We start from the raw sequence: 15,572 nt of genomic DNA on the forward strand, positions 1-15,572 counted from the left end.
AGGGATACTATGGTAAAAGTAAATGATTTTGAACAAGCAAAGGATATTCAATATGGAGTAGGCAGTAAGCAACGTTTTCCCGACTCTGCAAATACTCATTACACTTTTCCGAGTGTTGATGATTTATTAAGTGATGCTGATCAGATAGCTGAAATGGTGCAACACCATATGTCCTACCAAAAGCCACGTCTACTAACATTGAGAAATTACTTCAAAGGAAATAACACCACAATTCTAACTGGGAAAAGGCGAAAAGAGGAACATGTAGCAGATAACCGCGCCACTCATAATTTCGCTAAATACGTGAGCCAATTTGTCCAAGGTTACATGGTAGGCATTCCGTTGAAAACAACTTACCCAGAGGAAACTATCAATGAAAAGCTAAGGGATATGAATCGAGCAAATGATGCAGATGAACATAATAGTGAATTGATTTTAGATCAATCCATTTATGGTCGTGCATATGAGATTCTTTACCGCAGTCAAGATGATCAGATTAAATTCACTACATTGGATGCTGTTTCTACTTTTGTTGTATACGACGATACAGTTGAAATGCTACCTATAGCTGGTATTCGCTATATGGATAATCAATTTCGTGATAACGAAACGATTGTTTATGTCTACACAGCCAAAAGAATTTATATTTTCAAAGGTAGTCAGAATCTAGATAATATAAAGCTTGATAGAGAGCAAGAACACTCATTTGATGGTGTGCCAATCATTGAATATAGCAATAACAAATTTCGACAAGGCGACTTTGAAGATGTCCTTAACTTGATTGATCTATATGATTCAGCACAAAGTGATTTAGCCAATTACAGCCAAGACTTAAACGATGCCATGCTTAAAATAGTGGGGAATTTAGAGATTGATGCAGAAGAAGCGAGAGATATGAAGGAGAAAAATATCTTATTCTTACGCACCGAACCAACCACAACAGGCACATCAACACAGGCTGACGCAGGCTATATCTACAAACAATATGATGTTGCTGGCTCAGAAGCATACAAGGACCGCATTGCTAATGACATTCATATGTTTACCGCCACTCCTAACATGAATGATGAAAACTTCGGTGGTGTTCAGAGTGGTGAAGCGATGAAATACAAACTTTTCCTACTTGAACAAAAGAGAGCCACCAAGGAACGGTTATTTAAAAAGTCTCTGCGTGATCGCTACCGACTGATTAATAACATCATGAGAGTTGCTGCAGAAGGTGAATTTGATGTAAATGATTTAACTATTACATTCACTGAAAACCTACCTGAGAATATCGCAAAAGAGATGGAATGGTTCACTGGTGCAGGCGGCCGTCTTTCTAACGAAACTATGCTCAGTATGCTGACATTTGTCGAAAACCCTCAAGAAGAAATCGAGAAAATCGAAGAAGAGGACAAAAATAGTCCTTTAAGCCAGCCGGTGTATGATTTCGAAGCAAATGAGCAAGAAGAAGTGAGCCATAATGAGTAGTTACTGGCGAGATAGAGAACTGGAACATATTGAAAAGCTAATCAAAAATGAATCAACCATCGCCAAAAAGATTAAACGAAATCAACTCAACGCAATGGCAGAGATTCAGAGACTCATAGAGAGTTTCTATGGCCGTTACGCATCTTCGGAAGGTATTTCTATGGAAGAAGCGAGAAAACGCATAGGAAAGCTTGATATGGAGAGATATGAACGATTAGCAAAGCAATATGTCAAAGAAAAGAACTTTACGAAGAAGGCAAATGAGGAAATGCGATTGTACAATGCATCGATGCGTATTAATCGTCTGCAACTGCTCTTTTTAGAAATCCAGTTAGAAGTAATTGCATCTACCAGCGCAGAGGAGAGATTACTCTATGAAGAAATGACAAAGGTTGCAAAGGCAGAATACGCAAGACAAGCCGGCATACTAGGAGAGTCGATGAATCGCAATGCAAGATCAATTGCTTCTATCGTGGATTCTTCATTCTTGAATGCCACCTGGTCAGATAGGTTGTGGTCCAATCAAACAGCGCTTCGCACAGAATTAGAGAAATTACTTAATAGGGGGATTGTACAAGGTCTCAACTCAAGAGTATTAGCTAGAGACTTGAGAAAGGTATTTAAATCAAGTATCAGCAACTCTGAGCGTCTCATGCGCACCGAAATGGCGAGAGTACAAGGTGATGTTTTTAAGGACAGTTTGAATCAAGGTGATTTTGATGCATACGAGTATATCGCTGAACCATCTGCCTGCCCTATATGTAAATCCTTAGATGGCAAGGTGTTTAACCTTAAAGATATGAAAGTTGGAGTAAACATGTTCCCAATGCATCCGAATTGTAAATGCGCTACTGCAGTTGCAATTGATCGTGAAGCTTGGGATGCTGATTTAAGGAGTAGAGGATTATAAGTTTGACCTAAGTAAGTCATTAAAAGGCTATGAAACTCACAAAATCAATCGTACATGGACATTTAGAAACTAAATAGAGTATTTGTATGGGAAAGTCGTAGATGGGCTAGAAAGCGTGTCTGGGGCTTATTTTTATGCAAAGAAATAGGAAGTATCTATGTGTATGTGGGATAGGGGGAAGCATGATGAATTTACCAATTAACGTTTTAAATAAATCATTCTTATTAAAGCTGAATTTACAAAACTTCGCTGATGATCCAGAGGGCGGAGGGCAGGATGAACCACCAGCTGATTTAGAAAAGCTTGAATTAACTGCGGATGAATTACAGAAGAAAATTGAAGCTGAATCAGATCGTAAACTAGCTAGTGCTTTACAGAAGAAGCGTGGAGAGTGGGAAAGTGAGTTACAAACTAAAATTGATGATGCACTAAAAGAAAAAGACCGCCTTTCTAAGCTGTCTGATAAAGAGCGCAAAGATGAGGAATTATCACAACGTGAAAAGGACATCGCGAAACGATTAGCAGAAATTGAAAGAAAAGAATTGAAGGCAGATGCTATTGCTGATCTCACTCAAAAAGAATTACCTACTTCGTTTGCTGATTTTCTTTTAGCAGAAGATGCTGAATCAACACTTAAAAACATCAATGATTTTAAAACAGCATTTGATGAAGCTGTAAATGCAGCAGTAAAAGAAAAATTACGTCAAGAAACACCAATTGCAGGAACGGGTTCTTTCACAAACGGTAAAGTGCCATCCGTTGCTAATTTGGCACAAGAACACAGATTGATAAAATAGGAGGAATATATTTATGCCAACATTTAATCCAGATAACGTTTTATTACAAGACGCAAAAACAGGTGCGATTCCTGAGGAACAAGGAACGCTAATTTTAAAAGAAACTATTTCAAATTCGGTTATGATGCAATTAGCTCAATACGAAGAAATGACCAAACAAAAGAAAACCTTCCACTATCTAGCTGAGGGAGTAGGAGCTTACTGGGTTGGTGAGGGTGAAGTTATCCAAACATCTAAGCCGCAATGGTTAAAGGCAACAATGGAAGCGAAGAAATTAGGTATTATTATTCCTGTTTCTCGTGAGTTTTTACAATACAGTATCACAAATTTCTTTAATGAGGTACGCCCTTTAATCGCTGAAGCATTTTATAAGAAGTTTGATGAAGCAACTATCTTAAATGTAGATAATCCATTTGCGCAATCGCTTCAAGAGTCAGTTACAAATGAAAGTCATATTGTTACAGGTGATATCAACGGAGATACCTTCTTTGAATTGAATGACCTAGTAAACGATGCTGGATTTGATGTAAACGCATATATCTCTAAAAAGAATAACCGTTCACAATTACGAAGAGTTGTAGATGGGTTTACTCAAGAAGATGGAACTATCACTGATCCAGTACGTTTGTATAATCGTGGAGCAAATACACTAGATGGCGCACCAGTTGCTGATTTAGAATCGACTAATATGAAAAAAGGTGAATTGTTTGCAGGTAACTTCAATTACGTTCGTTACGGTATCCCTTACAACCTAAACTACAGCATTTCAGAAGAAGCTCAGTTGTCATCTATGGTTGATGAAAGTGGTAAACCTATCAATCTTTGGGAGCGTGAACTAATGGCTATTCGCGCCACTATGGATGTTGGTTTTATGGTCCTTAAAGATAATGCGTTCGCAAAAATCGAGCCAACTACTGCTCCTGAGGGTGCGTAATCTGTGTCAAAATATATTGTTGTAAAAGATTTTACTGATTTAGAAGATGGTAACTATGTTTATACAGAGGGTGATAAATTCCCTCGAAAAGGAAAATGCAAAAAGGCTCGAATAGAGGAGTTATCATCAACTACCAATAAGCGTGGAGAGATTCTTATAAAAGAAATCGAAGAAGGCGATTAATATGTTAAATAACATCAAAATTCTTCTCGGTATCAAGGACAATCTGCAAGATGATGTCCTTGATGTCCTTATAAAAAATGTTCAAAGTCATTTGACGGTTCTTTTGGGGAAGCAAATGCCAGAGGAGCTATCTTTTATCGTGCAAGAAATCGTCATTCGTCGTTTTAATCGTATTGGTACAGAGGGGATGCAATCAGAATCGGTAGAAGGCCACTCTGTTAAGTTTTATGATCTCAAAGATGAATTTACTCCATATACAGATATAATTGCTTCCTACAAAGAATCAGAGGGTGAATCAGCAAGGGGCAAGGTGATGTTCTTTTGAGATTTGATAACCGAATTACTTTTGTCAAAGAGCAAGAATCCTATTATGACCCTGTGAAAGGTGAATGGGTTGAAGGTGAGCTAATTAAAGAGACTTTGCCTTGCAATCTTTCTAATTTAGGCATCACCCGTACTGTAGAGTTATTTGGTTCTATCGATAAAAGCGTTACTGTAGCAAGGTTACAAGCTCCTTTCGACAGTCCAATTGATTATGTATTAATAAACGAACAAAAATATCAAATTAAGCGCCGTTCCGATTACAGGAAGGGTGTTTTTTATTTAGAGGGTATTGCAAATGGCTAGATCGAGTTCATTTTCAGTTACTGGTATTCGTCAATTACGAGGGCAACTCAAAAGAAATGCTAGTCTCCAGGATATCAAGAATATTATTCGATTGAATGGGTCTGAATTGGACAGAGTTATGAAAAGAAATGCCAACTTTGTAAAGGGGTATTCCGTTGGCGATACAAAACGTTCTATCAATCTTAGCATCCGAGACAATGGATTTACTGCAAAGGTAGCGCCAACAACCAACTATAGTCCATATCTCGAATACGGAACAAGATATATGAGCGCCCAGCCATTTGTTTACCCTTCTTTTACTGTACAAAAAGTAAAATTTTTAAATGACTTAACAAGAGTAATGAGGTAGGTGGATAAATGGAGACTAAAAGTGTTGAACAACAATTATTTGATGCTGTTTTCATGGCTTCAATGAATCTAGGATATAAAACAGTTGATTATTTACCACCTAGCGACTTTGCTTATCCATTCGTTTTCATCGGAGAAACATTTAACCAGGATGGCAGAACAAAATCTGGTTTATATCACGATATCCAGCAACGTATTCACGTATATCACACAATTAAAAAACGCAGAGAATTATCAACGATGGTTGATGCGATCAAAAGAGAATGTAGGTTGTTAAAGAGAGCTGACACATATTACATCAATTGCAAGAGAGCGCAAAGTCAAATCTTACCAGATAACACAGATGTGGAGCCGTTACTTCATGCAATTATCGAACTAGAATTTAGACTTAATTAGGAGGTTATTACATGGAAATGATGCAAGGGAAAAATCGTATCCTACTCTTTAGGAAATTGTCACAACAAAATACAGTTGCTGCTAAGTTGGTATTCCAAACGGATCATACTTTTAGTTACTCTCGTGAATTAGATTCTATTGTTACAAAAGATGGTCGAGTAATCAAAGTGGGCGAATTAGAGTCTGAGGTCAGCATTGAAGCGATTCAAGCGAAAGATGATGCTGTTGGCCCGATGCTTCGTGACTCAGTAATTAAAGGGGAGAAACTGGAACTTTGGGAAGTATCAGTTGATGAAGAATTGAAAAGTAGTGAAGGAAAGTATCCAGCAGTATATGCACAAGGGTACCTAGATTCATGGGAAGATGCTGCAGGAGCAGAGGACGAAGCGACAATCTCAAGTAACTTTATCGTGGAACTTGAACCGCAATTCGGATTTGCGACGCTAACAGCAGAGCAAGAGAGTGCGGCACAATATGCATTTACAGACACTATAGCAGATGGAGAGCAGGCATAAGCTTGCTCTCTTACTTATTGGGAGGGTAAAACATGGAATTTAAAGTTTCAAATAAGGAATACCAACTTAAATTTGGTATCAAGTTCATTCGTGAGTTAGACAAAATCTACAAGGTGGATTATCAAGGTATGGAGTTTGGTATGGGTGTTAATTTAGCTTTTATGGCTTTAAATCAATATAATCCTTCTGCTCTATCTCAAGTAGTGCATGCAGCTGTTTCTCATATGCCTAGTGCTCCGAGTTTATCAACAATTGACTCAGCTATTGAGGATTATGCTGAAGAACAAGATGGATTAGAGAGTTTATTTGAGGAAGTTCTTAGTGAGATGGGAAAGTCCAAGGTGACGAAATCCACTCTCGAGAAATTCAAGAAGATGGCACAAACCGATACAGAACAACCTCAATAGAAACTTACGAAGAGATAATTCTTAGTTGTTTCCGTTACCTAGGGTTCACTAGTTTGTATGATATTGAAATTTTATCTCTTTACGAATACCGAATGAGAATGAAGGCTTATCAACTATCATCCATAGACAAAGAATATGACATGCATAAACAAGCATGGCTTAATTTTGTTGTGCAATCGACAAAAGAACAGGGGAAAAAACAAGTACCTGTTTATACAAAATTCAAAGATTTCTTTGATTATGATGAGCGCATTAAAGAAATCAATGGTACACAAATAAAACGTTTATCAAAACGTCAAAAAAGAATGGCCCATCTTGCAGCTGGGGTTAATGGAAGGGGGGAACGGATATAGCTGAATCATATAGCGTTGAAGCTTATCTCAGAGCCACTGGGGTCGAATCATTTAGTAGAGCTTTTAATAGTGCTGCTAGTGGTGTTAACGGATTAGAAAGATCAACTAGCAACTATTCACAAGCTACTCAAGACGCAATCAGGCGATCTGGAGGCTTCATCGATGCTCAAGGGCGTTTGCGTAACGCTCAAGGACAGTTCATGTCAAGTACAGAAAGAGCTAGACATGGATTACAAAATTTCGGACATACAACCAATGACATCAACAGAACAATGGATAGAGCGAGCTTCTCTATCAAAGGGTTCATCGGCTCCATTCTTGGAATATCTGCTGTTGTGGGTGTCATTAATACCGTAAGAAATGCGATAGATGGTGCAGTATCTCGATATGATACTCTAGGAACCTTTCCTACCGTGATGAAGCAAATGGGATTTTCCGCAGAGGAATCAGAAAAAGCCATAAACAAATTATCTGATGGTATTCAAGGATTACCAACCACCCTAGATGATGTAGCTAGCACTGCTCAACAAATAGCGACTATGACGAATGATTTAGAAGGGGCTACAGATACCACTTTAGCCCTTAATAATGCATTCATTACGTCAGGTTCTTCATCTGCGGATGCTTCTCGTGGTTTAAATCAATATGTGCAGATGTTATCTAAAGGTGAAGTTGATTTACAGTCATGGCGTACATTACAGGAAACGATGGGGGTAGCCCTAAATGATACTGCAAAAGCGTTTGGTTTTGCTGGTACCTCTGCTCAAAATGATCTATATGCTGCATTGCAAAGTGGTGAAATCACCTTTCAAGATTTCAATGATAAGATTATTGAATTAAATGAAGGTGTAAATGGATTTGCAGAACGAGCGAAGACGTCTACAAGCGGGATACGGACAGCTTGGACTAATATGCAAACTGCGGTTGTTAGAGGGGTAACTAATATCATTACTACGATTGATGAAGTACTAAAAAACACTCCTTTAAAAAGTATTGAAAATATCATAACGACGACAGGGAAGGCCTTCTTTTCCTTCCTAGATTCCTTTGCTAAGGGGATAAGTACTGTGTTACCTGTAGTTATTGGGTACTTCCAAACGTTGTTTTCGTTATTACAACCGTATATTCCTATTCTAAAACAGATCGCTATGGGTATAGCTGTTTTTATTGCAACTTTTGCTGGATTAAATACTCTTAAAAACATAATTTTAGGGGTTAGGACAGCAATGGTGTTGTTGAATACTGCTATTCTGATGAATCCGATAGCTTGGCTCGCTGCATTAGTAATAGGTGCAGTAGCAGCATTTATCTACTTCTGGAAGAACAGCGAGATATTTAGAGATAAAGTCACTTCTGCTTTCCTAACCTTAAAGACGATTGCTATACAGGTTTTCTCTGTAGTAGCTAGTTTCATAGGCGAAAAAATCGATCAAATAAAGCAATTTTGGGATGAAAATGGCGCTCAGTTTGTTGAGGCCGTTAAAAACGCATTTAAAATGATTCTATCGGTCGTTGAGTTTATTATGCCAGCGATCTTATTTGTCGTTGAAATGGTTTGGACGGCTATAAAACAAGTAATAGATGGAGCCTTAAATATCATAATGGGACTAATTAAAATTTTCTCTGGATTATTTACTGGTGACTGGTCGAAAATGTGGGAAGGTATTAAACAGTTGTTTTTTGGTGCGATTGATCTAATTATAGGGTTATTTTCGCTTTCTTTTGTAGGTGGATTAAGGAAACTTCTAGTTAGCTTAGGGAAGAGTGCTTTAAGTCTAGTTAAATCTATGTGGACTGGAATAGTTAACTTTTTCAAGAGCTTTGGCTCTACTGCATCAAGTATTGCATCCAAAATGAGTAAGTCGATAGTTGATTATTTCAAGAGTCTTTATGACAGAGCTATTAGTATATGGTCTACTCTCCGTACTTTTGGAGCAAGCAACTGGAACGCTTTAAAAGAAACAGTTGTTGGTGTCGCTAAAACAATCTTTTCCACAGTTAAAGGTAGATTCCAAGATAAATTTAATGCAGTAAAAACGACAATGACAAACCTAAAAACCAAGGTGAGCGACATCTGGGGTGAGGTAGTCAAATTCTTCAAAAATATTGACCTATACAAAATTGGTAAAGATATCATTCAAGGGTTGATCAATGGAGTAGGTGCAATGTCCTCCGCGGTGTGGGATAAAGCGAAATCAATTGCTAATGGAATCGGTGACTCTATTAGAAAAGCATTAGATATACATTCCCCAAGCCGAGTAGCTATAAGTTTAATGGAGTTCTTCGGTCAAGGTATGGTTAAAGGGCTCGATAATTCAGTTTCTTGGGTTGAAAAAGCATCTCAAGCACTTGGCAATGCGGTTGTTCCTGATGTCCCTCGTTTTAATCTGGCAGGCGAAGTTGCTGGTATAAACAAAATGGCAGAATCAAAGATTTATAGTGATGTGCAAAGTGCAGTATCAGTTTCAAAAGAACCAGCTAATATCAATATCCGAATTGGACAAAGTGAATTTAATGCTTTTGTCGATGATATTTCTAATGCCCAAAATAGAAAAGCCTTTAGACACAACAAACGACCAAGATAGGAGGGCGCTTAGGTTTATGTATAACTTTATAGATACCATACCAAATGATAACGCAAAGAATGCCCTCTTATCGTTGCAAACTGTTTTTAATGGGTTTAACCTTGATGAACTATTAACAGATGATACAGGGCGTTTTGTCACATTGTCAGTAGGTGGTAGAGGTATACTTTCTAAAAGAATGAATATCACAGAATCACCTTATCAGCATGGAGCAAGAGAAAAAGGATTTACTTATGATGTTAGAGAAATCCCGGTGAAGTTTTTGATTGAAGATAAGACAAGTAGAGGGTTGAGGAATCGGTTCAATAATTTGAATGCCTTCTTATTAGGCAGCAAAAAACGGTTAGAATTTACCGATGAAGAGGCTTATTTTATCGCTACATTGCAGAGTGCTGATATACCAGATGAAGAATCTAATTCATTGGTGGGTACTCTTATTTTTGTTTGTACTGATCCAGCAAAAAGAAAGAATTCTAAAGAAATCAATGTGATGGATACAGATGCGACACATATAATTTCGACTCAAGGAGAGACACCTTGGTCTATAAATGTTGTTTTCAGTGAAGCAACCAATAAATTTGAATTTACAGCAAGCAATGGTCTATACCTCTTACTAAACTATACGTTTGTCGCAGGAGACAGATTGCAGATTGATTATGTTGGCCGCAAGGTATTTTTAAATGGTAACGATTTAAGGCCAACGGTCAGTATGTCATCTAACTATGTGTTGTTACAACCAGGTGAAGTTACATTAAAAGCAAGTCATGATTGTGATTTGATTTATGATGAAAGATATTATTAAGCCTTCGCTGAGAAGGGAGGTATAAGATGGCAGAGCTATATTTATTTAACCAAGACGACAAACAATTGACCATTATCTCTGAGGATAGTGGTCTTATTAGTGCCCCTTATCGTATCGAAGTTAATAAGATACCAGAAACTCCTTTTTCTTTTACTGTAGAAGCTGACAGTGATAACGTTAAATATGTACTTGAGGAAAATAAAGTTGTTTTCCGTGATCATGAAGGAGATTTAAGGCTGTTTGTCATTAAGGAGTTAGATGACTCTGACGGCATGGATGGACCATTAACTACAGCTACCTGTGAACCAGAGTTTTTAGAACTTGCAGAGCATATTATCTTAGATAAACGATTTTCAGATAAAACTGCACAAGTTGCTCTGGATGCAGCTTTAGAAGGTACTGGTTGGATAGGAGAAGTTGAGGTTGATTTAGGACTTGCTTCCACAAACTTTTACCGCATGCGGTCAGTTGATGCTATTTGGGAGATTATCAAAGTTTGGGGCGGAGAATTTAAAGATGTCGTTGAGTTTGACGAGGAAAATAATATTATCGCCCGTAAGATTAAAATCATCCAACGACTTGGCAAAGATACAGGTCAGCGCTTTGAAATAGACCATAATACAACTGAAATTGGTAGACAAGTCTTAAGCTATCCTGTAACTGCTATGTATGGTTGGGGGGCATCGCTTGAAACAGAGGGCGGTGGCAACACTCGTTATATTGATTTCGGTGATATCGAAAAGTCGATTGCCAATGGTGATCCATTTGATAAACCCAAAGGGCAAAAATGGGTAGGAGATCCAGAAGCCTTTGCAAGTTATCGCCGCATTCGTGATGGTGTAGCTTTACATCGTTTTGGTCAGTTTAGCAACCAAGACTATGAGGACCCCGAGGAACTATTGTGGGCAACATGGGATAATCTCCAAAATAATAATAAACCAGTAGTTAATTATCGTTTATCCGTTGATTTATTTGACGATAAAGTAAATTTGGGTGATACCGCCATTGCAATAGATCGTAAGTTTGCTAGACCAATAGAAATACAATCTCGTATCATCGCCATGGAATATGACATTTTAGACATTGACGGCACCATGGTTGTTGAGATGGGACAATTTCTAGAGTTAGATGATAATCGACTCGAAGAATTAGAAAAAGAAGTTGAAAAAATCCGTGATCGTCCACAACAAGTCACAGAGGGTAGTTTCCCAGACATCAAACCCACTACTCCAATAAATGTTGAAGCAATAAGTGGATATGAATCTATTCAATTGTATTGGGATTATGATAGTTCAATTTATGTTAAGCATTATGAAGTGTATGGTTCTCAAATTAAAGATTTTATTCCTGATACCCAACATTTATTGTGGAGGGGTAATACTAGTGGCTACCTTCATAAAGCAGAAACAAATCAAATATGGTATTTCAGAGTAAGAGCTGTTAATCAACACGGAACACCGAGTGATTGGTCAGTACAAGTTAATGCTCCAACCCGAAGAATTATAGATGATGAAACTCTTTTTGGACCAGATGGGGCAGAGAAGTTAAGAGAACTATCAGAAATGCATGATACTCTTGGAGATAGCGTAATTAGAAAGGATATGATTCGCCAAGATGTATATGATCAAATCCAAGCTGATTCAAAGCAGTATACTGATGCTGAGATAACAGCTACAGAAGTTAGCTTGATGTCTGAGCTTGCAAATAAAGCAGGCTTTGACTATGTGGATGGAAAGATATATCTGGTTAATGAGGAATTGCTTAATAAGGTTGATAATGGCGTTTACCAGAATAAAATTCTCCAAATTGATAACAGCCTAGATGGATTGTCTTTACGAGCGCAAAATGTAGAAGCAAATGTTAATGAATTAACTGGTGAGGTTGGTAGTGCTCTTAGTCAAATTGCTGCAGTTGATATTAAGGCTAATGGGATTTCTACAAGTGTGAGTGAGCTTAGGTCAGACTTTAATAATTTGGAGATTGGTGGTAGGAACTTAATAAAAGGAAGTGATGTACCATATACATTCCCCATAGCTACTACTACTTTCGTAAATAGGATATTCTATAGGGGTTTGGAACGCAATACGACTTATACATTTAGCGCAGAGATAGAAGTTCATGAGGGCAGTGTAACTGAAGTGTCGGTCTATCCGTATTTAGCTAGTGGTCAGAATATGACCGTGATACATGCACCAGTCATTGACGGTAAGATAGTTGCTACCTTCACGACTGACGATAGGTATGATTACAATTTATTGGTCTATAATGGCCGGTCGGGTATGACTACAGGAAATAGTATAACGATATCCAAATATAAACTCGAAAAAGGGAATAAACGTACCGACTGGACACCAGCACCCGAAGATATAGAAAGCCGTGTCTCATCAGCCGAAACACGCATTGACCAAACAGCATACGACTTAACATTTAAAGCATCCACTCAAGAAGTCAACTCATTAACCGGTAGAATGACATCAGCAGAATCATCCTTAAGGCTCTTATCAGATGATATTGAATTGAAAGTAGACCGAGATGGGATTATTGGTGCGATTAATGTACAACCTGGAACCGTGAAAATCCAAGCGAGATTACTAGATGTTGGTGATTTTACTAATCTCGTAGATAATGGAACATTCGAGGATGATACTACCAACGTTACAAACAAAGTAAATGGATGGATAAACGAAAACCCAAGTAACTCAGTTTTTATGGTATATGATCAAACAACATGGGGCTTACAAAACGGTTCTACAAAGACCATGACTTTATGGGCAAATAATGTACGCAATGTTGATGTCATGCAAGAAAGGTTTATCCAAGTAAGTGAGGGTGATGAGTTTTACTTTGAATGGGAATATCGAAATCACAATACTGCTGGGACTGGAAGACAAACTTTTGGCGTACGTAATTACTCTGCTTCAAAAGAACATCATAGTTGGGGAACAGCTTTCACTACAACAACCAAGACCGTAAATTGGACTAAAATGAATGGTTCATATAAAGTGCCAGTTGGAGTTGGATATATTAGAATTCGCGTTACATTTGAAAACAATGGAGAAACTTCTAACCGCCTATATGTTGATAACCTTGTCGTTAGAAGAAAGAATAACAGTCATTTAATTGTGGATGGTTCAATTTCCGCAAACTTAATGGCTGCCAATAGTATAACAGCTCAAAACGGCGCATTAGCAAATGCGTCTATTACACGTGCAAAATTACAAGATGCCATTATTGGTACAGCGCAAATTGATGATTTAGCTGTAACTGCTGCGAAAATTGCAAGCGTGAACGCTGACAAAATCACTGTGGGCGCATTACGTGGTATTGACGTATATGGTGCTAAGTTCCGTTCTTCTGATGGATTAACTAACTTAGAAATCATCGGTGGTAATGTCCGTCTTACGCAGTCTAATGGGCAATATGTAAATGTTAATCCTGACGGTTTGTTTGGATATAATTCAGGTGGTTCGCAACGATTTAGAGTAGATAAATTATTGGTTACTAGTGCAGCACTAGGGACAAGTAATTCAAATGTGTATTTAGCACCTGATGCAAACAATGAGGCGCGTGTTGTTGATGTTAACAGTATTCCATCTGATGGAGCTGCAGAAAATTATACTTATCGACCAATTAGGGCATTGGGATATCGCTTTAAACCTGGTCTACACGGATATATAGGTGTGGATACAGATAGAGAAGTAAGAATTACATCTTTAGGACTTAGACAAGATGATGGTACGGTTGTTTATCGTGCGTTAAGGGCAGCTGGAATTTATGCAGACCATATCAGTATAAACAATACTTCAACTGGTGCAAATTTATATGCTAGACCAGCTACTGATGGTGAATTAAGAGTTACCCGGGTTGATACTACTGATGATTACAGACCTGTGCGCGCGAGTGGTTTTCTTGGTACTTATATCGACAGGTCAACTCATGCTGATGGAAGCCATATTTATGTCAGACCAGCAGGAGACCCAGGAGAGGTTAGAGTAACGGTACGAGGGACGACGGATACTTGGAGACCGTTGCGAGCAAGCGGATTTTATGGAAATCACATTAGCATTAACGGGAATACAGATGGGGTACATCTATACTTAAGACCATCAAGTAATGGAGAGGTTCGAGCAACAGTTTCTGGTACAACGGGTACATATGTACCAATGCGCGCTTCTTCATTCCCTACAGGTTCTTTGGCTGCATTCAAACAAGATATAAAAGAATGGACAGGTAGTGCTTTAGATATCATCAACCGTTCAACAATTTATGAATATCGTTTAAAAAGCGAAGTGGAAACTGGTGTTTTACGAGCCAGACAGGGGCTAGTGATTGGTGATGGTTATCGTATTGCACCAGAATTAATTGATGGTGATGGTGTAGAGCAATATCTTATGAACAGTATTAACATGAAAGGCATTCAAGAACTAGATAAAAGAACCCTTGGACACGCTGATGATATAAACTGGCTTAAGATAGAGAACCAGTATTTAAAACAAAAGATTGCAAAATTAGAAGGAAAAATTAGCGCTGCATAAAATAGGAGGTTTTAAAATGAAAGTAGAAATCGAAAACGGTAAATTAGTAGCTGCAATTAACTTTATGTATGATCTAAAACTAGCAAGAAAACATTCGCGTTTCCGCCGCCATTTTATTAATAAAATGACTGAAAGACTAAAAACTGTGGAAGAAGATCGTAAAGAGCTTGTTAAAGAACATTCTCATAAGGACGCAAAAGGAGAAGCAATCGTGAAAGATGGTCAATTTGACATCAAAGACATGGTTGCTTTTACTAATGATTTAAAGGAATTGAATACTGAAAAACTGGTAATTGAAGGTGGTGATAATCGTGAGATGATTCGTACGATTAAACATGTATTGAAAAAGTTCGAAGATGTTGAATACGAGGGTCAAGATTCTGATATTTACGATTATCTTTGTGAACAATTTGGTGTAGATGAAGAAGAAAAAGGAGATGAAGAATAATGTTTGACATCCAAATCACTGGCACAAATATTCGTTATGCTGATGGTGGTATTTCCGTAGTTCATGTCCAGTTCCAAGGCCATGACCCTGAAAGAACAGTTAGTCTAAGCGGATATATCCCGTTAACATCAGAAGAGTATCAAGGGAATGAGTCCATTCCAGCATTGAAAAATATTGTTAGAACTAAATTAACAGAGAGATTACAACCAGAAGCCGAGTAAGGCTTTTTATTTTGCTTAAGGGGGAGATAAATTGGAGG

General features: G+C 37.9%; 17 protein-coding genes. All 17 read left to right on the top strand.

The features are described from left to right. Nucleotides 1–9: 9 nt before the first annotated feature. The 17 genes from MHI57_RS18050 (at nt 10) to MHI57_RS18130 (ending at nt 15,534) form a co-directional block, all read left to right on the top strand. The gene (locus tag MHI57_RS18050; RefSeq protein WP_340977582.1) at nt 10–1,473 is read left to right on the top strand and encodes a phage portal protein; all 1,464 of its coding nucleotides are present in this window, start codon (nt 10–12) and stop codon (nt 1,471–1,473) included. Then, nucleotides 1,466–2,383, top strand: coding sequence for a minor capsid protein (locus tag MHI57_RS18055; protein WP_340977584.1), 918 nt, complete (start codon nt 1,466–1,468; stop codon nt 2,381–2,383). Before MHI57_RS18050 ends, MHI57_RS18055 begins: the two co-directional genes overlap by 8 nt. 185 nt (nt 2,384–2,568) lie before the next feature. Continuing rightward, nucleotides 2,569–3,180: a DUF4355 domain-containing protein gene (locus MHI57_RS18060; protein WP_340977586.1), complete on the top strand. Its 612-nt coding sequence runs from the start codon at nt 2,569–2,571 to the stop codon at nt 3,178–3,180. Between the two features lie 13 nt (nt 3,181–3,193). Further along, nucleotides 3,194–4,114, top strand: coding sequence for a phage major capsid protein (locus MHI57_RS18065; RefSeq protein ID WP_340977588.1), 921 nt, complete (start codon nt 3,194–3,196; stop codon nt 4,112–4,114). Nucleotides 4,115–4,117: 3 nt separating this feature from the next. Continuing rightward, on the top strand, nt 4,118–4,297 hold the full coding sequence (locus MHI57_RS18070; protein WP_340977589.1) for a hypothetical protein: 180 nt from the start codon (nt 4,118–4,120) through the stop codon (nt 4,295–4,297). 1 nt (nt 4,298) lies between these two features. Beyond that, on the top strand, nt 4,299–4,622 hold the full coding sequence (locus tag MHI57_RS18075) for a phage head-tail connector protein (protein ID WP_340977590.1): 324 nt from the start codon (nt 4,299–4,301) through the stop codon (nt 4,620–4,622). Further along, nucleotides 4,619–4,924: a hypothetical protein gene (locus MHI57_RS18080; RefSeq protein WP_340977592.1), complete on the top strand. Its 306-nt coding sequence runs from the start codon at nt 4,619–4,621 to the stop codon at nt 4,922–4,924. Before MHI57_RS18075 ends, MHI57_RS18080 begins: the two co-directional genes overlap by 4 nt. Further along, nucleotides 4,917–5,273 (top strand): HK97-gp10 family putative phage morphogenesis protein, encoded by a 357-nt coding sequence (locus MHI57_RS18085; RefSeq protein WP_340977594.1) that lies wholly within the window; start codon nt 4,917–4,919, stop codon nt 5,271–5,273. The genes MHI57_RS18080 and MHI57_RS18085 overlap by 8 nt, the downstream gene beginning before the upstream one ends. A gap of 8 nt (nt 5,274–5,281) precedes the next feature. Further along, entirely contained in the window at nt 5,282–5,668 is a 387-nt protein-coding gene (locus MHI57_RS18090; RefSeq protein ID WP_340977596.1) for a hypothetical protein, read from the top strand. 11 nt (nt 5,669–5,679) lie between these two features. Beyond that, nucleotides 5,680–6,183, top strand: a complete 504-nt coding sequence (locus MHI57_RS18095) for a phage major tail protein, TP901-1 family (protein WP_340977598.1) — start codon at nt 5,680–5,682, stop codon at nt 6,181–6,183. Between the two features lie 32 nt (nt 6,184–6,215). Next, the gene (locus MHI57_RS18100) at nt 6,216–6,590 is read left to right on the top strand and encodes a tail assembly chaperone (RefSeq protein ID WP_340977600.1); all 375 of its coding nucleotides are present in this window, start codon (nt 6,216–6,218) and stop codon (nt 6,588–6,590) included. 53 nt (nt 6,591–6,643) lie between these two features. After that, nucleotides 6,644–6,943 (top strand): hypothetical protein, encoded by a 300-nt coding sequence (locus MHI57_RS18105; RefSeq protein WP_340977602.1) that lies wholly within the window; start codon nt 6,644–6,646, stop codon nt 6,941–6,943. Nucleotides 6,944–7,143: 200 nt separating this feature from the next. Beyond that, complete coding sequence (locus tag MHI57_RS18110; RefSeq protein ID WP_340977604.1) at nt 7,144–9,528, top strand: phage tail protein; 2,385 nt, start codon at nt 7,144–7,146, stop codon at nt 9,526–9,528. A gap of 16 nt (nt 9,529–9,544) precedes the next feature. Further along, nucleotides 9,545–10,330, top strand: coding sequence for a distal tail protein Dit (locus MHI57_RS18115; RefSeq protein WP_340977605.1), 786 nt, complete (start codon nt 9,545–9,547; stop codon nt 10,328–10,330). Nucleotides 10,331–10,356: 26 nt separating this feature from the next. Beyond that, a complete protein-coding gene (locus MHI57_RS18120; protein WP_340977607.1) occupies nt 10,357–14,865 on the top strand; it encodes a prophage endopeptidase tail family protein in 4,509 nt (1,502 codons plus the stop codon). A gap of 16 nt (nt 14,866–14,881) precedes the next feature. After that, nucleotides 14,882–15,313, top strand: a complete 432-nt coding sequence (locus MHI57_RS18125) for a hypothetical protein (protein ID WP_340977608.1) — start codon at nt 14,882–14,884, stop codon at nt 15,311–15,313. After that, entirely contained in the window at nt 15,313–15,534 is a 222-nt protein-coding gene (locus MHI57_RS18130; RefSeq protein WP_340977609.1) for a hypothetical protein, read from the top strand. Before MHI57_RS18125 ends, MHI57_RS18130 begins: the two co-directional genes overlap by 1 nt. The last annotated feature ends 38 nt before the right edge of the window (nt 15,535–15,572 follow it).

This window comes from Cytobacillus sp. FSL K6-0129, from assembly GCF_038007625.1.
Lineage (GTDB): Bacteria > Bacillota > Bacilli > Bacillales > Cytobacillaceae > Cytobacillus > Cytobacillus kochii.